19 protein-coding genes and 1 pseudogene are annotated in these 20,232 nt (G+C 70.8%); 6 read left to right on the top strand and 14 right to left on the bottom strand.

Annotated elements, in window-relative coordinates; all coding sequences use genetic code 11:
- Positions 1-211 (top strand): annotated as a pseudogene (locus V7Z97_RS15530) (hypothetical protein); the annotation flags it as partial.
- Positions 212-336: 125 nt separating this feature from the next.
- Entirely contained in the window at positions 337-1,893 is a 1,557-nt protein-coding gene (locus V7Z97_RS15525; protein WP_334164342.1) for an AMP-binding protein, read from the top strand.
- A 46-nt stretch (positions 1,894-1,939) separates the two neighbouring features.
- Here the strand turns inward: V7Z97_RS15525 and V7Z97_RS15520 are convergent, their stop codons facing one another.
- The 12 genes from V7Z97_RS15520 to secG all read right to left on the bottom strand — a co-directional run bounded on the left by V7Z97_RS15520 (position 1,940) and on the right by secG (position 13,805).
- Positions 1,940-2,341: a GxxExxY protein gene (locus V7Z97_RS15520; RefSeq protein WP_334164341.1), complete on the bottom strand. Its 402-nt coding sequence runs from the start codon at positions 2,339-2,341 to the stop codon at positions 1,940-1,942.
- 44 nt (positions 2,342-2,385) lie between these two features.
- The gene (gene lpdA, locus V7Z97_RS15515; RefSeq protein WP_334164340.1) at positions 2,386-3,786 is read right to left on the bottom strand and encodes a dihydrolipoyl dehydrogenase; all 1,401 of its coding nucleotides are present in this window, start codon (positions 3,784-3,786) and stop codon (positions 2,386-2,388) included.
- A 10-nt stretch (positions 3,787-3,796) separates the two neighbouring features.
- Positions 3,797-5,140 (bottom strand): pyruvate dehydrogenase complex dihydrolipoamide acetyltransferase, encoded by a 1,344-nt coding sequence (locus V7Z97_RS15510; RefSeq protein ID WP_334164339.1) that lies wholly within the window; start codon positions 5,138-5,140, stop codon positions 3,797-3,799.
- Between the two features lie 49 nt (positions 5,141-5,189).
- Positions 5,190-5,594, bottom strand: a complete 405-nt coding sequence (locus V7Z97_RS15505; protein ID WP_334164338.1) for a GFA family protein — start codon at positions 5,592-5,594, stop codon at positions 5,190-5,192.
- 348 nt (positions 5,595-5,942) lie between these two features.
- Entirely contained in the window at positions 5,943-7,385 is a 1,443-nt protein-coding gene (locus V7Z97_RS15500; RefSeq protein ID WP_334164337.1) for a pyruvate dehydrogenase complex E1 component subunit beta, read from the bottom strand.
- Entirely contained in the window at positions 7,382-8,428 is a 1,047-nt protein-coding gene (pdhA, locus tag V7Z97_RS15495; protein ID WP_334164336.1) for a pyruvate dehydrogenase (acetyl-transferring) E1 component subunit alpha, read from the bottom strand. The genes V7Z97_RS15500 and pdhA overlap by 4 nt, the downstream gene beginning before the upstream one ends.
- 53 nt (positions 8,429-8,481) lie before the next feature.
- Positions 8,482-8,778, bottom strand: a complete 297-nt coding sequence (locus V7Z97_RS15490; RefSeq protein WP_334164335.1) for an FtsB family cell division protein — start codon at positions 8,776-8,778, stop codon at positions 8,482-8,484.
- Between the two features lie 55 nt (positions 8,779-8,833).
- Entirely contained in the window at positions 8,834-9,742 is a 909-nt protein-coding gene (locus tag V7Z97_RS15485) for an aminoglycoside phosphotransferase family protein (RefSeq protein ID WP_334164334.1), read from the bottom strand.
- Positions 9,743-9,744: 2 nt separating this feature from the next.
- Positions 9,745-11,025: a phosphopyruvate hydratase gene (gene eno, locus V7Z97_RS15480; protein ID WP_334164333.1), complete on the bottom strand. Its 1,281-nt coding sequence runs from the start codon at positions 11,023-11,025 to the stop codon at positions 9,745-9,747.
- A gap of 324 nt (positions 11,026-11,349) precedes the next feature.
- On the bottom strand, positions 11,350-11,532 hold the full coding sequence (rpmF, locus tag V7Z97_RS15475) for a 50S ribosomal protein L32 (RefSeq protein ID WP_111515250.1): 183 nt from the start codon (positions 11,530-11,532) through the stop codon (positions 11,350-11,352).
- A gap of 125 nt (positions 11,533-11,657) precedes the next feature.
- Positions 11,658-13,298, bottom strand: a complete 1,641-nt coding sequence (locus V7Z97_RS15470; protein ID WP_334164332.1) for a CTP synthase — start codon at positions 13,296-13,298, stop codon at positions 11,658-11,660.
- Between the two features lie 63 nt (positions 13,299-13,361).
- The gene (gene secG, locus V7Z97_RS15465; protein ID WP_334164331.1) at positions 13,362-13,805 is read right to left on the bottom strand and encodes a preprotein translocase subunit SecG; all 444 of its coding nucleotides are present in this window, start codon (positions 13,803-13,805) and stop codon (positions 13,362-13,364) included.
- Between the two features lie 117 nt (positions 13,806-13,922).
- Between secG and V7Z97_RS15460 the strand changes: the two genes are divergently transcribed.
- Both V7Z97_RS15460 and V7Z97_RS15455 read left to right on the top strand, forming a co-directional pair.
- A complete protein-coding gene (locus tag V7Z97_RS15460) occupies positions 13,923-14,462 on the top strand; it encodes a GNAT family N-acetyltransferase (RefSeq protein ID WP_334164330.1) in 540 nt (179 codons plus the stop codon).
- 43 nt (positions 14,463-14,505) lie between these two features.
- A complete protein-coding gene (locus V7Z97_RS15455) occupies positions 14,506-14,925 on the top strand; it encodes a VOC family protein (protein WP_334164329.1) in 420 nt (139 codons plus the stop codon).
- Between the two features lie 10 nt (positions 14,926-14,935).
- Here the strand turns inward: V7Z97_RS15455 and V7Z97_RS15450 are convergent, their stop codons facing one another.
- Both V7Z97_RS15450 and tpiA read right to left on the bottom strand, forming a co-directional pair.
- Positions 14,936-15,643, bottom strand: coding sequence for a methyltransferase family protein (locus V7Z97_RS15450; protein WP_334164328.1), 708 nt, complete (start codon positions 15,641-15,643; stop codon positions 14,936-14,938).
- Between the two features lie 60 nt (positions 15,644-15,703).
- Complete coding sequence (gene tpiA / locus V7Z97_RS15445; protein ID WP_334164327.1) at positions 15,704-16,447, bottom strand: triose-phosphate isomerase; 744 nt, start codon at positions 16,445-16,447, stop codon at positions 15,704-15,706.
- 125 nt (positions 16,448-16,572) lie between these two features.
- On the opposite strand from tpiA, the gene V7Z97_RS15440 reads away from it, so the two are divergent.
- Positions 16,573-18,498 carry a peptidylprolyl isomerase gene (locus tag V7Z97_RS15440; protein WP_334164326.1) on the top strand — a complete coding sequence of 642 codons (1,926 nt, stop codon included), beginning with the start codon at positions 16,573-16,575 and terminating at the stop codon, positions 18,496-18,498.
- The gene (trpE, locus tag V7Z97_RS15435) at positions 18,495-20,030 is read left to right on the top strand and encodes an anthranilate synthase component I (protein WP_334164325.1); all 1,536 of its coding nucleotides are present in this window, start codon (positions 18,495-18,497) and stop codon (positions 20,028-20,030) included. The genes V7Z97_RS15440 and trpE overlap by 4 nt, the downstream gene beginning before the upstream one ends.
- Positions 20,031-20,232 lie beyond the last annotated feature (202 nt).

Here is a 20,232-nt window from a genome sequence, read left to right as displayed (position 1 = left end):
CCGGCCCTACGCCGACACCCCCGCCTACCGCGTGGCCGCCCCCGCGCCGCCGCCCCCGCCGGGGTCGAGCCAGGGCCTGGAGGAGCTCGTGGTCACCGCTGGCCGGCGGGCGCAGGAGGTCGGCCTCGACCCGGACTCCATCCGCCTGCCCGTCCAGCCCCCGCTCGAGCGGCTGGAAGGCAGCGCCTGCGTGGTGTTCGGCCTCGGCTAGCCCATAGCCCGCGAGCTCCGCCGGCCAGGGGCCGCCGGAACTCACGCACTGTTACCGACCTTTTCAGACGGGAACCCCGCCTATAGGTTGCCCGGCAACGAGAACAGCCGGGGAGGCGTACGCCCTTGTCGCGTACCTTCGACTTGAACCAGGTCAACACGTCCCTCTTCGACGCCCTGGTCGACGCCAGCCACAAGTACGGGGTGAAGAAGCCGATCCTGGAGGACCAGGAGCGCAACCCCCTCTCCTACCGCGACCTGATCCGCGCCGCCTTCGCGCTCGGCCGCAAGATCGCGGGCCTGACGAAGCCGGGCGAACGGGTGGGCGTCATGCTGCCGGCCAGCGCCGGCGGCGTGGTCACCTTCTTCGCCCTCCACGCCTTCGGCCGCACGCCGACCATGCTGAACTTCACGTCCGGCATCCGGAACCTGCGGGCCGCCTGCGAGCTGGCCGGGGTCAAGCGCGTGCTCACCTCCCATCGCTTCGTCGAGCAGGGCAAGCTGCACGACCTGATCGACGCGCTCGAGACCATGACGGCCGTCACCTACCTGGAGGACGTGCGCGAGACGATCGGCCTGCCCGACAAGCTGTTCGCGGCCGCGGCCGGCGCCTTCCCGAAGCGCTTCCGGGCCCCCACCAGCCCGCAGGACCCGGGCGTCATCCTCTTCACCTCCGGCAGCTTCGGCGCGCCGCGCGGCGTGGTGCTGACCCAGGCCAACCTGGTTGCCAACTGCCGCCAGATCGCCGCCCACATCGACCTCGACCCGGACTGGGTGTTCTTCAACCCCCTGCCGATCTTCCACGTCTTCGGCCTGACCGGCGGGGTGCTCCTGCCGCTGCTCACCGGCATGAAGGCGTTCGAATACCCCTCGCCCCTGCACACCAAGCAGATCCCGCCGCTGGTGAAGGACTCCAAGGCCGCGGTGCTGCTGGCCACCGACACCTTCGTCAACCAGTACGCCCGCGCCGCCGAGCCGGGCGAGCTCTCCGGCCTGAAGTTCGTGGTCTGCGGCGCCGAGAAGGTCCGCGAGGAGACCCACAACCTGATCGCCGAGCGGTTCGGCCCGATCCCGCTGCTGGAGGGCTACGGCGCCACCGAGGCCTCGCCGGTGATCGCCGTCAACAAGCCCACCGACAACCGCCGCGGCACGGTCGGCGGCCTGCTGCCCGGCATTGAGGTGAAGCTGGAGCCGGTGGAGGGCATCCCCGGCGGCGGCAAGCTCTACGTCCGCGGGCCCAACGTCATGGCCGGCTATCTCACGCCCGGAGGCGGGGTCGAGCCCCCGCACGACGGCTGGCACGACACCGGCGACGTGGTCGCCATCTCCGACGACCAGTGGGTGAAGATCCTCGGCCGGGTGAAGCGCTTCGCCAAGGTCGGCGGCGAGATGGTCTCGCTGACCGCCGCCGAGGACCTGGCCTCCGCCGTCTGGCCCGACTGCCGCCACGCCGTGGTCGCCCTGCCCGACCCGAAGAAGGGCGAGCGCCTGGTGCTGGTCACCGACAAGCGCGACGCGGAATCTGCCCCGCTCCTCGCCCACGCCCAGTCGATCGGCGCGCCGGAGATCGCCGTGCCCCGCAAGATCATCCGCGTCCCCGAGATCCCCGTGCTGGGCACCGGCAAGACCGACTACGTCGCCCTCCAGCGCATCGTCGACGCTGAGATCAGAAGGGCGGCCTAGGCCGTCTAAGGAACCACGGAATACACGGACCACACGGACGGGCGCCTCACGACGCGAAGCGCTCGATCCGGGCCTCCGGTGTGGTCCCGAAGTTCACGAGGAGCCCGACCTTGAGCCCTGAAGCCCGCAGGTAGTTGATGGTTTGCGCCCGATGCTCCGGGGCGAACTCGCGCACCGCCTTCAGCTCGACGATCACCTGCTCGAAACAGACGAAGTCCGGCGCATAGCGGTGTCCAAGCTCCCGCCCCCGGTGGGTCAGCTTGAGCTGCGGCTGGGACACGAACGGTATCCCCAGGTGCTCGAACTCGATCGCCAGGGCGTCGTGGTACACGCCTTCGAGAAAGCCTGCGCCGAAGGCGCGATAGACCTCGAACACGGCGCCGCGGATCCGGAACGTCTCCTCGCCGCACAGGAGCCTTCCGTGTGGTCCGTGTATTCCGTGGTTCATTCCTGCAGCCTAGCCGCAGGCACAAACCAGAACAATACATGAACCTAGATGTGCAGGACCTGCCCGAAGGCGTCGAGGGCGGCCTCGTGCATGGCCTCGCTCATGGTCGGGTGCGGATAGACCGTGGCGTGCAGCTCGGCCTCGGTGGCCTCGAGCGTCATGGCCAGCACATAGCCCTGGATCATCTCGGTGACCTCGGCGCCGATCATGTGCGCCCCGATCAGCGCCCCGGTCTTGCCGTCGAACACCGTCTTCACGAAGCCCTCGGTCTCGCCCGAGGCGATCGCCTTGCCGTTCACCTTGAACGGGAAGCGGCCGACCTTGACCTCGATCCCCTGCTCCTTCGCCTGCGCCTCGGTCAGCCCCACCGACGCCACCTGCGGGTTGGAATAGGTGCACCCCGGGATCGGCGAGGTCAGGTTCGTGGGCTTCAGGCCGGCGATGTGCTCAATGCAGTGCACCCCCTCGTGGCTCGCCTTGTGGGCCAGCCAGGGCGGCCCGGCCACGTCGCCGATGGCGTAGAGCCCCGGCACGCCCGTCCCGCCGTGCCCGTCCGTCACCACGTGGGTGCGTTCGATCTTCACGCCCAGCGCCTCCAGGCCCAGGTCCTCGACGTTGCCGACGATGCCCACGGCCACGATCGCCACGTCGCCCGACAGGGTCTCGGCCTTGCCGCCGGTCTCGATCTCCACGGAGACGCCCGTCTTGCCCTTGTTCAGCCGCTTCACGCTGGCGCCGACCCGGAACCTGATGCCGCGCTTCTCGAACGCCTTGTGGGCGGCCTTGGAGACCTCCTCGTCCTCCACCGGCAGGATGCGCGGCAGGGCCTCGACGACCGTCACCTCCGAACCCAGGGCCCGGAAGAAGCTCGCGAACTCGATGCCGATGGCCCCCGAGCCGATGACGATCAGGCTCTTCGGCGCGGCCTTCGGGACCAGGGCCTCGCGGTAGGTCCAGACCCGCTCGCCGTCCGGCTCCAGGCCGATGGCCGGGATCGTCCGGGCCCGCGCGCCGGTCGCCAGGATCACGTGCTTGGCCTGCACCGTCCGCGACCCGCCGGCCTTCAGCGCGACCACCACCTTCGGCGCGGGCGACCCCTTCTCGAGCTTCGCCGTCCCCTCGATCACCTCGATCTTGTGCTTCTTCATCAGGAAGGCGACGCCGGAATTCAGCTGGGCGGCGACCTTGCGCGAGCGCTGCACCACCTTGTCGAAGTCGAAGCCGCGCTTCTCCACCGACAGCCCGTAGTCGGCCAGGTGGTCGAGGGTCTCGTAGACCTCCCCCGACTTCAGCAGCGCCTTGGTCGGGATGCAGCCCCAGTTCAGGCAGACCCCGCCCAGCTCCGCCCGCTCGACGATCGCGGTCTTCAGGCCGAGTTGCGAGGCCCGGATGGCGGTCACATAGCCGCCCGGCCCCGAGCCGATGATGACGACATCGAAATCCATGCGCCGGTCCTCAGACGATCATCGTGATCGGGTCTTCGATCAGGGCCCTGAAGGCGGCGAGCCAGCGCGCGCCCACGGCCCCGTCGACCACCCTGTGGTCGCAGGTGAGCGTGACGGTCATCACCGTCGCCACCGCGATCTGGTCGCCGCGCACGATCGGCCGCTTCTCGCCCGCGCCCACCGACAGGATGCAGCCCTGCGGCTCGTTGAGGATCGAGGCGAACGACTTGATCCCGAACATGCCGAGGTTGGAGACCGAGAAGGTGCCGCCCTGGAACTCCTCCGGCTTCAGCTTCTTGGTCCGCGCCCGCTCGGCCAGGTCCTTGGCCTCGGTGGCGATCTCGGCCAGCCCCTTCAGCTCCGCCTTGCGGATGATCGGGGTGATCAGCCCGCCGGGCACCGCCACCGCCATGGCGATGTCGGCGTGGTGGTGCATGGCGATGCCTTCCGGCGTGTAGGAGGCGTTGGCCTCCGGCACACGCTTCAGCGCGATGGCGGCCGCCTTGATCACCAGGTCGTTGACGCTGACCTTCACGCCCTCCTTCTCCAGGAGGCCGTTGATCTTGGCCCGCGCGGCCAGCAGGCCGTCGATCTCCAGGTCGATGTTCAGCGGGAAGTGCGGCACGTCGCGGAAGCTGTCGGTCATCCGCCGCGCCACGGTCTTGCGCATGCCGTCGAGCGGGATGAGGTCGTAGCTACCGGCCGGAATGCCCATCTGTTCCAGGCTCTGGACCTGGCGCGGCTCGGCGCGGGCGGCGGCGGGAGCCTGCGGCGCGGCGGCGGGAGCCTGCGGCGCGGCGGCGGGCGCGCGGGCCTGCCCCGGCTGGGCCTTCTCCACGTCGGCCTTGACGATCCGGCCGTGCGGGCCCGAGCCCTGCAGGGCCGAAAGGTCCACGCCCTTCTGCTCGGCGATCCGGCGGGCCAGCGGCGAGGCGAAGATCCGCGGGCCGCGCGGCGCCTGGAAGGCGGCGGCCTTCACCGGCTCAGGCGCGGGCGCGGGGGCCGGCGCGGCCTTGGCCGGCTCCGGCGCCTTCGCGGGTTCCGGCTTCGGCGCCTCAGCCTTGGCGGGCTCGGCCTTGGGCGCCTCGGCCTGCGCCGGCGCGGCGGCCCCGCCCTCGCCGGCTAGCCGGGCGATCGGCGTGTTGACCTTCACCCCCTCGGAGCCCTCGGGCACCAGGATGTCCTCGACCACGCCCTCGTCGACGGCCTCCACCTCCATGGTGGCCTTGTCGGTCTCGATCTCGGCGATCACGTCGCCGGAGCGGACCGTGTCGCCCTTCTTCACGTGCCACTTGGCGAGCGTGCCCTCCTCCATGGTGGGCGACAGGGCGGGCATGAGGACGTCGATCGGCATGCGCTCTCTCAGGCGTTGGTCTGGGCTTGGGGAAGGCGGGCGCGCGCGGTCACGCCGGCTCCTTCGACAGGTGCGTGAGTTCGTGGGCGTTGGCTTCCCAGTTCTGGCCGTCGAAGGCGGTGAGGTCGAGGCTCACCCCCTCCAGGCTGTCCAGGCAGCGGGCGTTGACGCTCCAGCCGTCGGGGTTGGACCTGGGCCGGTAGAAGCTCTTCACCCCGCACTCGGCGCAGAACAGGTGCTTCGCCACCCGGGTGTTGAAGGTGTACTCGGCCAGCCGCTCCGCGCCCTTGGTGATGCGGAACCGGCTCTCCGGCACGATGACGTGCACGAAGCCCGTCTTGGCGCACATGGAGCAGTTGCAGGTCTGCGCCTCGACGGTCTCGCCCAGCGCCACCTCGAACCGAACCCCGCCGCAATGGCAGCCTCCGGCGCGCCAGGTGAAGGCGTCGGTCATCGGAAGTCTCCGGCATCCGCCCGAGCCGCTGAAGGAGGCTCGCCCCCTTCCTCCTCGATGGAGGAAGGGCCGGGGATGGTGGTGTGCGCAGTGAGATGACGATCAAGGCTCCGTCGGGCGCCGGCGCCCACCAACGCCTTTCCACCCAGCTCAGAGCCCGCACCACCATCCAACCGTTCGCGCTCCTGGCCCAATGCCATCACCACACCCCGCTCATCCCCGCGAAGGCGGGGACCCAGGTGTTTTGCTGTTTCCGCCCATGTCCGACCCGCGCACTCGCCGGCCCGCACGCTGGCCGTGACAAAGCCTGGGTCCCCGCCTTCGCGGGGATGAGCGGGCAGGCGAAGATCACTTGTAGCTCACCCGCTTCGCGGCCTTCACGATCTTGTCGACCGAGGGCAGCGACAGGGCCTCGAGATTGGCGGCGTAGGGCAGCGGCACGTCTTCCTGGCAGACCCGCGCCGGCGGGGCGTCGAGGTAGTCGAACGCCTCCTCCAGCACCCGGGCGCAGACCTCGGCGCCGACGCCCATCGGGCCCCAGCCTTCCTCGACGGTCACCAGGCGGTTGGTCTTCTTCACGCTCTCCACGACCGTGCCGATGTCCATCGGCCGGATGGTGCGCAGGTCCACGACCTCGGCCTCGATGCCGTCGGCGGCGAGCTCCTCGGCGGCCTTGAGCGCCAGGCCGACCATCCGGCTGTAGGCCACGATGGTGACGCCGTCGCCTTCCCGGCGGACCTTGGCCTTGCCGATCGGCACGACCCAGTCGATCCCCTCCGGCACGTCGAACTCCTGGCCGTAGAGCATCTCGTGCTCCAGGAAGACCACGGGGTTCGGGTCGCGGATGGCGGCCTTGAGCAGACCCTTGGCGTCGGCCGCGTCGTAGGGCGCGATCACCTTCAGGCCGGGCACGTGGCCGTACCAGGCGGCGTAGTCCTGGCTGTGCTGCGCCGCCACCCGGGCCGCCGCGCCGTTCGGGCCGCGGAACACCACGGAGGTGTGCAGCTGCCCGCCGGACATGTAGAGGGTCTTTGCGGCGGAATTCACTATGTGATCAATGGCCTGCATCGCGAAGTTGAAGGTCATGAACTCGACGATGGGCTTCAGTCCGGCCATCGCCGCGCCGACGCCGACGCCCGCGAAGCCGTACTCGGTGATCGGGGTGTCGATCACCCGGCGGTCGCCGAACTCCTGCAGGAGGTCGCGGGACACCTTGTAGGCGCCCTGGTACTGCGCGACCTCCTCGCCCATCAGGAACACGTCCGGGTCGCGGCGCATCTCCTCGGCCATGGCGTCGCGCAGGGCGTCGCGGACCGTGGTCTTCACCAGGTTCACGCCGGCCGGGATCTCCGGGTCGGCCAGCGGCTGGGCGGGCGTCACCGCCGCGGGGCCCTCGCCCTCGGGCTGGGGTTTCGCCGCTTCCGGCGGCTGCTTCTCGGGATCGCCGGCCGAGGCCTCCCCCTCGCCCTTGCCGCCGCCGGTGCCCGTCGTCGACGGCTGGGGAGCCGGCTGCTCGGCCGGCTGGGCGGCCGGCGCCGGGCTCGCGGCCCCGCCCTCGCCCGCCAGGCGCGCGATCGGGGTGTTGACCTTCACCTCCTCGGAGCCTTCCGGCACCAGGATGGCCTCGATCACGCCCTCGTCGACGGCTTCGACCTCCATGGTGGCCTTGTCGGTCTCGATCTCGGCGATCACATCGCCGGAGCGGACCGTGTCGCCCACCTTCACGTGCCACTTGGCCAGCGTGCCCTCTTCCATGGTCGGCGACAGGGCCGGCATGAGTACGTCGGTCACTGCGCGGCCTCCGTGTAGACGTCGGTATAGAGCTCGGACGGGTCGGGTTCGGGCGAGGTGCGGGCGAACTCGGCCGCGTCGGCGACGATCTTCTTCACCTCGGCGTCGATCGCCTTCAGCGCGGCCTCGTCGGCGAAGCCCTGCTTCTCCAAGAGCTCCTCCACATGGTCGATCGGGTCGCGGGTCTTGCGGATCTCGTCCACCTCCTCGCGGGTCCGGTACTTGGCCGGGTCGCTCATGGAGTGCCCGCGGTAGCGGTAGGTCTTCATCTCCAGGATGTAGGGCCCGTTGCCCGAGCGGGCGTGCTCGGCGGCCTTGGCGGCGGCGGCCCTCACCGCCAGCACGTCCATGCCGTCCACCTCCTCGCCCGGGATCCGGAACGAGGCGCCGCGCTTGTGCAGGTGGGTCTCCGACGAGGAGCGCTCGATCGAGGTGCCCATGGCGTACTGGTTGTTCTCGATGATGTAGACCACCGGCAGCTTCCACAGCTGCGCCATGTTGAAGCTCTCGTAGACCTGGCCCTGGTTGGCCGCGCCGTCGCCGAAATAGGTCCAGGAGACCTTGCCGTTGTCGCGGTAGCGGTTGGCCAGCGCCAGGCCCGTGCCCAGGCTCACCTGGCCGCCGACGATCCCGTGGCCGCCGTAGAAGTCGGCTTCCGTCGAGAACATGTGCATGGAGCCGCCCTTGCCCTTGGACGAGCCGCCGGCCCGCCCGGTGAGCTCGGCCATGACCTCGCGCGGGTCCATGCCGCAGGCGAGCATGTGGCCGTGGTCGCGGTAGCCGGTGATCACCGGGTCGCCCGGCTGCTTCACCGCCTGTACGCCGACGGCGATGGCTTCCTGGCCGATGTAGAGGTGGCAGAAGCCGCCGATCAGGCCCATGCCGTAAAGCTGGCCCGCCCGCTCCTCGAAGCGGCGGATCAGCAGCATGTCGCGGTAGTAACCGAGCAGCTCGTCCTTCGTGGCCCCTACCCCAGCGTCACCCTTGGGATTCGAGCCATTGGCCTTTCGCCGGCCGGCGCCGCCAGCCTGACCACGCGCCATGCGTCTCTCCGTGATGTCTTTTTTTGCGCTTCTATAGAACCGACGAAGCGGCCCTACGGCTTCATCCGGATCACATAGTCTCTTGGATCGGCGAAGCCTAGCAGGGAGCGCGCCCTTTCCTCCAGCAGGTCGGCCGAAAGGCTCGTGTCGCGCATGAGCTGGGCGCGCATCTCCAGGTCCTGCCGCTGGGCGCGCAGGGCGGCGAGCTCGCGGGACTTGGCCACGAGCGTCGCGTCGCGCTGGTCCGACTGCAGGAGGCCGCCCTCGCCGGTGAAGGCGTGGAAGCCGAAGTAGAAGATCAGGAAGGCCAGCGCTGCGGTCGGCAGGTACGGGCGGAGGCGGGCGAACACGGCGAATCCTTCTGGGACGCGAGCGAGAGAGTCGTCCGGCATGCTTAATAGGCCGCTAAGGATCGTCGTCCCCGGGCTTGTCCTCGTCCGCCAGCACCTCCGCCAGCGCCCGGCGCCACAGGGCCAGTTGCCGGAAGTTGCTGCCCGGCAGGCCGGCCACCACGATCAGCGCCTTCCACACCGTCCAGCCCTTGGCCCGCGCCCATGTTCCCGGGTCCGGCGCCAGCCTGGCCCGGAACGCCCTCCGGGCCTCCGCGTCGAAGAAGGTCCAGGCGATCCCGTAGTCGCAGGCCGGGTCGCCGACGCAGAGTTGGCCGAAGTCGATCACCGAGCAGAGCCGCCCGTCCTGGACCAGCAGGTTCGACGGCGCCACGTCCCCGTGGACCCACACCGGCGGCCGCTCCCAGCGGCTGGCGAGCGCCGCGTCCCAGAGCGCCCGCGCCCGGCCGGTGTCGACCTGCCCGTGGAGCTTGCCCAGCGCCTCGCGGGTCTCGGCGTCATAGACGGCGAGGTCGCCGCCGCGGTGGAAGCTGTGCTTGCCGGCCGGCGGCCCGTCGGTGGCGGCCGCCCGCTGCAGGGCCAGGAGGAAGTCGGCGAGGTCCTCCGCGAACCGCGCAAGGTCCTTCGGCGGATCCTGCTCCGCCGTCTCGCCCGGGAGCCAGCGGCAGACCGACCACGCCCAGGGATAGCCGTCGCCCGGCTGGCCCACCGCCACCGGCGCGGTGATCGGCAGCGGCAGGTGCGGCGCGAGCACCGGCAGCCAGCGCTGCTCCTTCTCGATCGCCGAGGCGTACCAGCGCGCCGCCGGCAGCCGAAGGCTCAGCTCGTCGCCCAGGTGGAAGGTGCGGTTGTTCCAGCCGCAGCGGTCGACCAGCCGGACCGGCAGGTGCGCCCACTGCGGGAACTGTTCGGCGACGAGCCGCCGGGCGAGATCGGCGCCGATGTCCTCGCCCGGCGCCTGCAAGCTCAGCCGACCTTCAGCGCCTTGCGGCCGAGGTAGATGGCCTGGTCGCCCAGCTCCTCCTCGATGCGCAGCAGCTGGTTGTACTTGGCCGTCCGGTCGGAGCGGGCCAGCGATCCGGTCTTGATCTGACCGCAGTTGGTGGCCACGGCCAGGTCGGCGATGGTCGAGTCCTCGGTCTCGCCCGACCGGTGGCTCATCACCGCCGTGTAGGCGGCCCGGTGGGCCATATCCACGGCGTCCAGCGTCTCCGAGAGCGTGCCGATCTGGTTGACCTTCACCAGGATCGAATTGGCCAGGCCCTGGTCGATGCCCTGGCTCAGGCGCGCGGGATTGGTCACGAACAGGTCGTCGCCGACCAGCTGCACCGTTTTGCCCAGGCGCTCGGTCAGCAGCTTCCAGCCGTCGAAGTCGTCCTCGGCGCAGCCGTCCTCGATCGAGACGATCGGGAACTTCGAGACGAGGCCGGCCAGGTAGTCGACCATGCCGGCCGGATCCACCGTCTTGCCCTCGCCTTCCATGACGTACTTGCCGCCCTTGAAGAACTCGGTGGAGGCCACGTCCAGGCCCAGCACGAAGTCGTCGCCGACCTTGTAGCCGGCCGCCTCGCCCGCCTTGACGATGAAGGCCAGCGCCTCCTCGGCGCTCTTCAGGTTCGGCGCGAAGCCGCCCTCGTCGCCGACGTTGGTGTTGTGGCCGGCGTCCTTCAGGGCCTTCTTCAGGCCGTGGAAGATCTCCGCGCCCATGCGCAGGCCCTCGGCGAAGCTGTCGGCGCCGGTCGGCAGGATCATGAACTCCTGGATGTCGATCGGATTGTCCGCGTGCGCCCCGCCGTTGATGATGTTCATCATCGGCGCCGGCAGCACCCGCGCCGAGACCCCGCCCACGTACTTGTAGAGCGGCAGGGCCGCCGAGCTCGCCGCCGCCTTGGCCGACGCCAGGCTGACGCCCAGGATGGCGTTGGCGCCCAGCCGGCTCTTGTTCGGCGTGCCGTCCAGCTCCATCAGGGTCCGGTCGACGCGGCGCTGGTCCTCGGCGTCCATGCCGGCCAGGGCGTCGTAGATCTCGCCGTTCACCGCTTCCACGGCCTGGCGCACGCCCTTGCCGCCGTAGCGGCCCTTCTCCCCGTCGCGCTTCTCCACCGCCTCGTGGGCGCCGGTCGAGGCGCCGGACGGCACCGCCGCGCGGCCCATGGAGCCGTCCTCGAGCACCACGTCCACCTCGACCGTCGGATTGCCGCGGCTGTCCAGGATCTCGCGGGCGTTGATGTCGACGATCTCGGTCATGTCTTCCTCTGGGGCTTCGGGGGGCGGCCGTGGCTTAGCCACCTTCCGCCCGCCGGGCAACCTTCGCTCATCCCGCGAAAGCCGGGGCCCAAGGAAGATCAACCACGGACCACACGGAAGACACGGAATAGGTGCGCTGGAGAGCGCGCCTCCGGCGCGCAATCGAGTCCGGCCTCGCCTTCGCCGGGCAAGCACGACCAACGCCGACCCCGTCCGTGTCTTCCGTGTGGTCCGTGGTTCCTTCTCTTCCCGGCCGGGGCGGCCGGAATCAAAACGCCGGCCTCTCGGCCGGCGTCTCGTAAGCCAGACGGCTCGAAGAAGCGCCTAGTCTTCCTTCGGCGTCAGGACTTGGCGGCCCTTGTACATGCCGGTCTTCAGGTCGACGTGGTGGGGACGCTTCAGCTCGCCCGTCTCCTTGTCCTCGACGAAGGAGTTGGCGCCGAGCGCGTGGTGCGAGCGCCGCATGTTGCGCCGGGACGGCGAGGTTTTTCGCTTGGGAACGGCCATGGGAGGATCTCGCAGGCGTGGAAATGGAAGCGGCGGCCGGTGAGGGCCGCCGACGTGAGCGCGGGCTTATGCCCGAATCCCCGCGGGGTTTCAAGCGAAGCCTGAGCCCTTCGTCTGGCAGGCCGTCAGACCAGCCGGCTCCGCTCCTTGGCCGCGCCGATGAAGCTGGCGAACAGCGGGTGCGGGTCGAACGGCCGGCTCTTCAGCTCGGGGTGGAACTGCACGCCCACGAACCAGGGATGGTCCGCCCGCTCGCAGATCTCCGGCAGGACGCCGTCGGGCGACAGGCCGGTGAACCTCAGCCCCGCCTGCTCGATCCGGTCGCGGTAGGCGATGTTGACCTCGTAGCGGTGCCGATGGCGCTCGGAGATGGCGGCCGAGCCGTAGATCGCCTCGACCTTCGACCCCGGCGTCAGCACCGCGTCATAGGCCCCGCAGCGCATGGTCCCGCCGAGCTCGCCGCCCTCGCGGCGGACCTCGCGTTCGTTGCCGCGGACCCATTCGGTCATCAGGCCGACGATCGGCTCCGACGTCGGGCCGAACTCGGTGGACGAGGCCTGCTCGATCCCGGCCAGGTTCCGGGCCGCCTCGATCATCGCCATCTGCATGCCGAAGCAGATGCCGAAATAGGGGATGTCGTGCTCGCGGGCGAACTGCACCGCCCGGATCATCCCCTCCGAGCCGCGTTCGCCGAACGCGCCGGGCACCAGCACCCCGTGCACGCCGGTGAGCCGCTCGCCGATCAGCTCCTCGTCCTTCTCGAAGGCTTCGCCCTCGATCCAGTCGAACCTCACCCGGACATTGTTGGCCACGCCGCCATGGATCAGCGCCTCGACGAGCGATTTGTAGGCGTCGGTCAGCCCCGTGTACTTGCCGACGATGGCGATGTTCACCTCGCCGTCCGGGTGGCTCAGGGTGTGCGAGATCTGCTCCCAGCGCGCCAGGTTCGGGGCCGGCGCCTGGTCCTTCAGGCCGAACACGTCCAGCACCTCGGAATCCAGCCCCTGGACGTGGTAGTCCAGCGGCACGGCGTAGATGTTCGCCGAGTCCATGGCCTGGATGACGGCGCTCGGCCGGACGTTGCAGAACTGGGCGATCTTCTTCCGCTCGCCTTCCGGGATCGGATACTCGGTCCGGCACAGCAGGATGTCCGGCTGGATGCCGATCGAGCGCAGCTCCTTCACCGAGTGCTGCGTCGGCTTGGTCTTCATCTCGCCGGCCGTCTTGATGTACGGCAGCAGCGTCAGGTGGATGTAGCAGGCGTGGCCGCGCGGCAGCTCCTGGCCGAGCTGGCGGATCGCCTCGAAGAACGGCAGGCCCTCGATGTCGCCCACCGTGCCGCCGACCTCGACCAGCACGAAGTCCACGCCCTCGCCCGGATCGGCCAGGACGAACTCCTTGATCTCGCCGGTGACGTGCGGGATCACCTGCACCGTCGCGCCGAGATAGTCGCCGCGGCGCTCCTTCTCGATGATGGTCTTGTAGATCTGGCCCGTGGTGATGTTGTCGCCGCGGGTGGCGTTGACGCCCGTGAACCGCTCGTAGTGGCCGAGGTCGAGGTCGGTCTCGGCCCCGTCGTCGGTCACGAAGACCTCGCCGTGCTGGTAGGGGCTCATCGTCCCCGGATCGACGTTCAGGTAGGGGTCGAGCTTGCGCAGGCGGACCTTGTAGCCTCGCGCCTGCAAAAGCGCGCCGAGGGCGGCGGACGCGAGACCTTTGCCAAGGGAAGAGACCACGCCGCCGGTGATGAAAATGTACCGGGCCATGGGCGTTCAGATTAGCCGTGATTCGCCGGCCGGACCTCGCCTTCGATGCGATTCGTCCACGGCTTACTGCGGGGCCGGCTGGGGCGCGGCCGGGGCGGTCGTCGCCGGCGCGTCGCCCAGGAACGGGTTGCGAACGGTCGGCGTCGGCGCGGTCAGCGGCGCGGGCGCGCTCCCGGGGGCGCCCGGCTGGGCGGTCCCGGCCGGCGGCTGGGCCGGCTGGTTCAGGGTGGTCGGGTCGATGGCGTTGACCTTCAGCCGGTCGACGACCGACGAGGCGCCGCGCTCGCGGCCGGCCAGGATGGTCAGGGTGAGCGCGATGACGAAGAACAGCGCCCCCAGGATCCAGGTCACGCGGGTCAGCAGGTCGCCCGCCCCGCGCGCCGTCATGAAGCCCGACGGCCCGCCGCCCATGCCGAGCGCGCCGCCTTCCGAACGCTGCAGCAGCACGACGCCGACCAGCGCCAGGCTGACGAGGATCTCGATGACCAGGAGGATGGTGAGCAGCATGAGCTTCTTTTGCGCGTCCGTGCGTCCGGGCGGTTCACCACCCTGAAATGAAGCGCGCGCTCTATCACTGAGCTTACGCCAAGGCCATACCTAGGACGTCGCAGCCCCGTGGCAAGAATGATTCTCGACCTGACGCGCCTGCCCATCCTGGAGACCGAGCGCCTCCGGCTCGATCCGCTGACCGAGGCCGACGCCCAGGGCGTCTTCTCCATCGTCGACGATCCCGAGGTGATGGCCTACTGGGACTGGCCCGAGATCGACGATCCCGACGTGGTCGCCGGCGTGGTCCGCACCCAGGTCGAGGCCATGCAGGCCGGCCGCGCCATCCACTGGGCCATGCGCGCGCTCGCCGACTCTGCCTTCGTCGGCGCCTGCGAACTCTCCGACATCGACCGCCGCCACCGCCGCGCCGCGGTGAGCTTCATGCTCGGCCGCGACGCCTGGGCCGAGGGCTACGCCCTGGAGGCCATGCGCACCGTCGTCGCCTACGCCGCCGCCAGCGGCCTGCGGAAACTCACCGCCCGCACCCACCTCGGCAACCGCCGCTCCGAATCGGTCCTGGAGGAGCTCGGCTTCCACGAGGAGGGCCTGGTCCGCGGCCACATCCGCGAGGAAGGCGACCGCCGCGACTTCCGCCTCTTCGGCCTGACGCTGTAGCCTTCTTCTCCCGCTGCGCGGGAAAGGAGGTAATCTCCCCCGCATGTCCGCGCCCTCCCCCATCGCCGTCGCCGGCTTCGACCACATCGTGCTGCGGGTGCGCGACAAGGACCGGATGCTGGGCTTCTACGTGGGCGTGCTCGGCCTTTCCGTGGACCGGGACCGGCCGGAGATCGGCCTGACCCACGTCCGCTGCGGCCCGCAGATGATCGACCTCGTCACGCTCGACGGTCCGCTCGGGCGGACGGGCGGCGCCGCCCCCGGTCCCGAGGGTCGCAACCTCGACCACTTCTGCCTGCAGGTCCGCCCCTTCGACGAGGCGGCGATCCGCGCCCACCTCGCCGCCCACGGCTGCGAGGTCGTCGAGGAAGGCCAGCGCTACGGCGCCGACGGCACGGGGTTCTCGCTCTACGTCCGCGACCCCGAGGGCAACACCGTCGAGCTGAAGGGCCCCGGCGCCTAGGCCGGGCGCCCTAGATCAGGAACGGGATCAAGCGGCTCCGCACCCGCCCCGCATAGGCGGCGTAGCCCGGCAGGTTGGCCCGCAGCCAGCTCTCCTCGACGTGCATGCGCGCCAGCGTGAAGCCCAGCATCCCCAGGACCCCGACCAGCGCCGCCGTGCTGCCCAGCCAGAGCGCCGCCCCGGCGAAGGCCAGCAGGTTGCCGGCGTAGAGCGGATGGCGAACCACCCCGTAGAGCCCGGTATCGACCACCTGCTGCCCGTCCGCCGACTGGTCCTGCACGGTGGGCGCGGCGAAGCGGTTCTGGGCCACCGCCAGCATGGCCACGCTCCCGCCCGCCACCGTGGCGGCGAGGCCCGCGATCCGCAGCGGCAGGCCCGGCTCCGGCAGCAGGTGCAGCCGGAAAACGTCGAGCGGGATGAACACCGTCCAGGACGCCAGGTAGGCGGCGTAGATCACCGAGCCCACCGCGTCGATCAGCGGCTGTTTGCGCTCCCTGGCCGCGACCACGCCCTGCTGGCGGACCTCGAAGCTCTCGGGCCGGTAGACCGCCAGCAGCGCCGAGCCCACGACCGCCAGGCCGCCGTAGAGCCCCAGGAACAGCCAGGCCTCGGTCCACCGCCAGGTCCCGCCCGGCGCCAGCCCCGCGGGGACCAGGAGCAGGGCCGCGAGCACGGCGACCATCGGCAGCGACGCTCTCAGGCTCTTCCACACCCGCATCCTGGCCATCCCTCGAAGCCTGGCCTTGAGGGAACGCCGGTCGGCGGACGTCGGCAAGCCCTAGAGCGCCTGGATGATCGCCAGGAAGTCGGCGGCCTTCAGGGACGCCCCGCCGACCAGCGCCCCGCCCACCTCGTCGGCGTGCAGGATCTCGGCGGCGTTGGCGGGCTTCACCGAGCCGCCGTAGAGGATCGGCGGCGCGCGCCCGGCCTCCCCGAAGATCTCCACCAGGGTCGCGCGGATCGCCCGGTGGACCTCCTCGATCTCGGGCGTGGTGGGCGTCAGCCCCGTGCCGATCGCCCAGACCGGCTCGTAGGCCACCGAGAACGCCTGGCCGGCCAGCTCCGGCGGCAGGGATCCTCTCACCTGCCCGGTCACGACGGCCAGCGCCTCGCCCGCCTTGCGCTGCTCGAGCGTCTCCCCGACGCAGACGATGGGCTCCAGGCCCGCGCGCAGCGCCGCCTGCACCTTCTTCGCCACGATCTCGTCGGTCTCGCGGTAGCCTTCGCGCCGCTCGGAATGGCCGAGGATCACCAGCCTCGCGCCCACGTCGGCCAGCATCTGGGCCGAGATGTCGCCGGTGAAGGCGCCGAAGTCGTCCCAGTGGGCGTCCTGGCCGCCGACCAGCACCTTGGTCCCCGCCAGCGCCTGGGCCATCTGGTGGGTCAGCACCGCCGGCGGGCAGATCGCCACCCGGCCCGGGCAGCCGCCCACGCCGTTCGCGATCGCCTCGGCCTCCGCCAGGGAGGCGGACAGCCCGTTCATCTTCCAGTTCCCGGCGATCAGCGGCGTCGGAGCGGTCATTTGGCCTCACTTCTGTCCTGTGCCGGGCGCGGTTAAGCCAAGCGGCCGCCGCTGTCACCTCCTTGCGGGGACGGAAGCGCGTCCACTATACCCGCGCTCAAGTTCGCGCCCCGGAAAGGGATTAGATGCTCACCGCCATTCGCAATTTCGCGAAATCCTGGGTCGCCGCCGTCCTCATCGGCCTGCTGATCGTCAGCTTCGCCGTCTTCGGCATCAACGACGTCTTCCAGGGCAACGCCCGCGACGCGGTGATCCAGGCCGGCGACCGGGTGGTCAGCTCCGCCGACTTCCGCCGCGAGTTCGACGCCCAGAAGCGCCGCATCGAGCAGCAGGCCGGCCAGCCGGTGCCGCTGGAGCTTGCCGTCGAGCGCGGCTTCGACAAGCAGGTGCTGCAGCTCATGGCCGCCCGCGAGGCCTTCGCCGCCCTGCTCACCAAGATCGGCCTGAAGCCCTCCGACAAGCTGGTGGTCGAGGAGATCGCCAAGATCCCGGCCTTCTTCGATCCGGTCTCCGGCCGCTTCGACAAGACCGCCTACGAGCGCCAGCTCGCCGAGGGCGGCTTCACGACCGAACAGTTCGAGCAGATGGCGCGCGACGACATCGCCGGCCAGATGGCGCTCACCGGCATCGTCGCCGGGGTCCGCGCGCCGCGCGCCATGTCGGCGCTGAACGCCCTCTACGGGCTGGAAAGCCGCGACATCGCCTTCTTCAGCGTCGGCCCCGGCAGCGTCGAGGCGCCGGGCGCGCCCACCGAGGCCCAGCTCCAGGCCTTCATGCGCGAGAACGCCGCCCAGCTCACCCGGCCGGAGTTCCGCATCCTCACCGTGGTCCGCTTCACGCCGTCGCTGGCCGGCGGCGCCGTCGCCATCGACGAGGCGGAGCTGAAGAAGCGCTACGAGTTCCGCAAGGACACCCTCTCCACGCCCGAGACCCGCACCGTCGTGCAGATTCCCGCCAAGGACGCGGCGACCGCCCAGCAGGTCGCCGCCCGTCTGCAGCGCGGCGAGGACGCCGCCGCCGTGGCGAAGTCCATCGGTGTCGACCTGATCACCTACGACAACCGCCCGCAGACCGCGATCCCCGACCGCGGCGTCGCCGCCGCCGCCTTCCGCATGCAGGCCGGCCAGGTCGCGCCGGTGCAGAGCGAGCTCGGCGCCCAGGTGGTCAAGGTCGTCTCCGTGACCCCCGGCCGCGTCGTCACCCTGGAGGAGGCCCGCCCGGCGCTGGAAGCCGAGATGCGCCGCGACGCCGCCGTCGAGAAGGTGCTGGCCCTGACCAATGCCTACGAGGAGGCCCACACGGCCGGCGGCACGCTCGCCGAGGCCGCCCAGAAGGCCGGCGTGCCCACCATGACCCTCGGCCCGGTCTCCCAGGCCGGCCGCGACCAGCAGAACCAGCCGGTCGCCGGGCTGGACCAGAAGCTGATGGACACCGCCTTCGCCCTGCCGGCCGGCGGCGAGAGCGACCTCGTGGAAGTCTCCGAGGGCGAGTACTTCGCCGTCCGCGTCGAGCGGGTGATCCCGCCCGCCCTGCCGCCGCTCGACGCCGCCCTGCGGGCCGAGCTCTCCCGCGTCTGGACCGGCCGCGAGACCCTGCGCCGCATGCAGACCCGCGCCGACGCCCTCGCCGAGCGGATCCGCAAGGGCGAGGCCATCGACGCCGTCGCCGCCTCCACCGGGGCGCAGGTGCGCCGCGTCGCGGGCCTCAGCCGCCAGAGCGCCGGCCAGAACCGCGAGCTCTCCCGCGAGCTGCTGGGCCAGGCCTTCGCCGTGCGCCCGGGCGAGGCCTTCACCGCCCGCGACGTGCAGTTCGCCCTGCTGGTCGGCAAGCTGGAGGCCGTTCGCCCCGGCGACCCGGCGATGATCGCCCAGGTCACCGAGTTCGGCCGCGACCAGATGACCATGGAGCTGTTCCGCGAGCTGGAGGAATCCGCCCGCGCCGGCGCCCGCCGGTCGATGAAGGTCCGGATCGACGAGACCCGCGCCCGCGCCGCCCTCGGCCTGGAGACCACCCAAACCCCCGCCGGGAAGGCCCAGGAACCCGCCAAGTGAAGGCGGAGCCCGAGTTCTCCGACTTCCGGTCGCGCTATGAGGCCGGCGCCCCCCAGCTCGTCTGGACGCGCCTGATCGACGACCTGGAGACCCCGGTCTCCGCCTATCTGAAGATCGGCCACGGCCGCCCCTACGCCTTCCTGTTCGAAAGCGTGGAGGGCGGCGCCTTCCGGGCCCGCTATTCGATCATCACCCTCAACCCGGACCTCGTCTGGCGCTGCCGGGGCGACCAGGCCGAGATCGCCACCGGCGTCGACATCGCCGCCGGCCGGTTCACGCCGCAGCCGGGGGGCGCCCTCGACAGCCTGCGCGACCTCGTCGCCTCCTCGCGGATCGAGCTGCCGCCGGGCCTGCCGCCGCCCTCGGCCGGCGTGTTCGGGGCCATCGGCTACGACATGATCCGGCTGGTGGAGCGCCTGCCGGACGTCAACCCCGACCCGCTCGGCCTGCCCGACGGGGTGATGACCCGCCCCTCGATCGTCGCCATCTTCGACGCCATCGCCCAGGAGATCGTGCTGGTCACCCCGGTGCGGCCCGACGGCGCCTCGGCGCAGGACGCCTACGCCGCCGCCCAGGCGCGGCTGGCCGGCGTCATGGCCGACCTGAGGCGTCCCACGCCGCCGCTCACCCACACCGGCCGGCCGGAGCCCGACCGCTTCACCACCCCCGTCAGCCGCGAGCGCTACCGGGAGATCGTCGAACAGGCCAAGGGCTACATCCGGGCCGGCGACATCTTCCAGGTGGTGCCCAGCCACCGCTTCCGCAGCCCGTTCGGGCGCGACCCCTTCGCCCTCTACCGGTCGCTGCGCCGGTCGAACCCCTCGCCTTTCCTGTTCTACCTGAACTTCGGCGACTTCCAGCTCGCCGGCTCCTCGCCGGAGATCCTGGTCCGCCTGCGCGACGGCAGGATCACCATCCGCCCGATCGCCGGCACCCGCCCCCGTGGCGCTACGCCCGAGGAGGACCGCCGCCTCGAGCACGAGCTGGTCAACGATCCCAAGGAGCGGGCCGAGCACCTCATGCTGCTCGACCTCGGGCGCAACGATGTGGGCCGCGTGGCGATGCTCAAGAGCAAGGGCGCCAACGAGCCGCCGACCCCGGCGGCCCGCGGGCCCCGCGTGCGCGTGACCGACAGCTTCTTCGTCGAACGCTACGCCCGGGTGATGCACCTGGTCTCGAACGTGGAAGGCGACGCGCCGGAGGGGCTCGACCCCGTCGACGTGGTGATGGCCGCCCTGCCCGCCGGCACCCTCTCCGGCGCGCCCAAGGTCCGGGCCATGGAGATCATCGACGAGCTGGAGATCGAGAAGCGCGGCATCGCCTACGCCGGCGCGGTCGGCTACTTCGGCGCGGACGGCTCGGTGGACACCTGCATCGTCCTGCGCACCGCCCTGTTCAAGGACGGGACCATGTACGTCCAGGCCGGCGGCGGGGTGGTCGCCGACAGCGACCCCGACGCAGAATACGACGAGACCCTCCACAAGGCCCGCGCCCTCCGCGACGCCGCCGAGGAGTCCTGGCGCTTCGTCTGAGTCCTTTCCCTCCGGGCCGCGTGGGGCCCGGTGGGAGGAGGAGGAGTATTGTCGCCCGTCTGGCTGACGCCTGAAAATTCCCCCACCCAATATTTGCCTTTCCGGCGAACCCATGTTCCCGTTACGTTCATGTCCGCCGACGCCCCTGCCCAGGACCGCCACTCGGCCATGCTGGCCGAGCTCGCGGCCATGAGCCTGACCC

Origin of the sequence: Phenylobacterium sp. (assembly GCF_036821595.1) — a bacterium.
In the GTDB taxonomy this organism is placed as follows: domain Bacteria; phylum Pseudomonadota; class Alphaproteobacteria; order Caulobacterales; family Caulobacteraceae; genus Phenylobacterium.
The sequence above is the reverse complement of the archived record's forward strand: the minus strand, read 5'-3'. Positions and strand labels throughout refer to the sequence as shown.

Excerpts from the sequence above, each read along its gene's own strand:
- V7Z97_RS15460 (WP_334164330.1), top strand. The coding sequence starts at position 13,923 with ATGATTCTCGACCTGACGCGCCTGCCCATCCTGGAGACCGAGCGCCTC.
- V7Z97_RS15470 (WP_334164332.1), bottom strand. The coding sequence starts at position 13,298 with ATGGCCCGGTACATTTTCATCACCGGCGGCGTGGTCTCTTCCCTTGGC.
- pdhA (WP_334164336.1), bottom strand. The coding sequence starts at position 8,428 with ATGGCGCGTGGTCAGGCTGGCGGCGCCGGCCGGCGAAAGGCCAATGGC.
- V7Z97_RS15455 (WP_334164329.1), top strand. The coding sequence starts at position 14,506 with ATGTCCGCGCCCTCCCCCATCGCCGTCGCCGGCTTCGACCACATCGTG.
- V7Z97_RS15450 (WP_334164328.1), bottom strand. The coding sequence starts at position 15,643 with ATGCGGGTGTGGAAGAGCCTGAGAGCGTCGCTGCCGATGGTCGCCGTG.
- V7Z97_RS15520 (WP_334164341.1), bottom strand. The coding sequence starts at position 2,341 with ATGAACCACGGAATACACGGACCACACGGAAGGCTCCTGTGCGGCGAG.
- tpiA (WP_334164327.1), bottom strand. The coding sequence starts at position 16,447 with ATGACCGCTCCGACGCCGCTGATCGCCGGGAACTGGAAGATGAACGGG.
- V7Z97_RS15510 (WP_334164339.1), bottom strand. The coding sequence starts at position 5,140 with ATGCCGATCGACGTCCTCATGCCCGCCCTGTCGCCCACCATGGAGGAG.
- V7Z97_RS15505 (WP_334164338.1), bottom strand. The coding sequence starts at position 5,594 with ATGACCGACGCCTTCACCTGGCGCGCCGGAGGCTGCCATTGCGGCGGG.
- V7Z97_RS15440 (WP_334164326.1), top strand. The coding sequence starts at position 16,573 with ATGCTCACCGCCATTCGCAATTTCGCGAAATCCTGGGTCGCCGCCGTC.
- rpmF (WP_111515250.1), bottom strand. The coding sequence starts at position 11,532 with ATGGCCGTTCCCAAGCGAAAAACCTCGCCGTCCCGGCGCAACATGCGG.
- secG (WP_334164331.1), bottom strand. The coding sequence starts at position 13,805 with ATGCTGCTCACCATCCTCCTGGTCATCGAGATCCTCGTCAGCCTGGCG.
- eno (WP_334164333.1), bottom strand. The coding sequence starts at position 11,025 with ATGACCGAGATCGTCGACATCAACGCCCGCGAGATCCTGGACAGCCGC.
- lpdA (WP_334164340.1), bottom strand. The coding sequence starts at position 3,786 with ATGGATTTCGATGTCGTCATCATCGGCTCGGGGCCGGGCGGCTATGTG.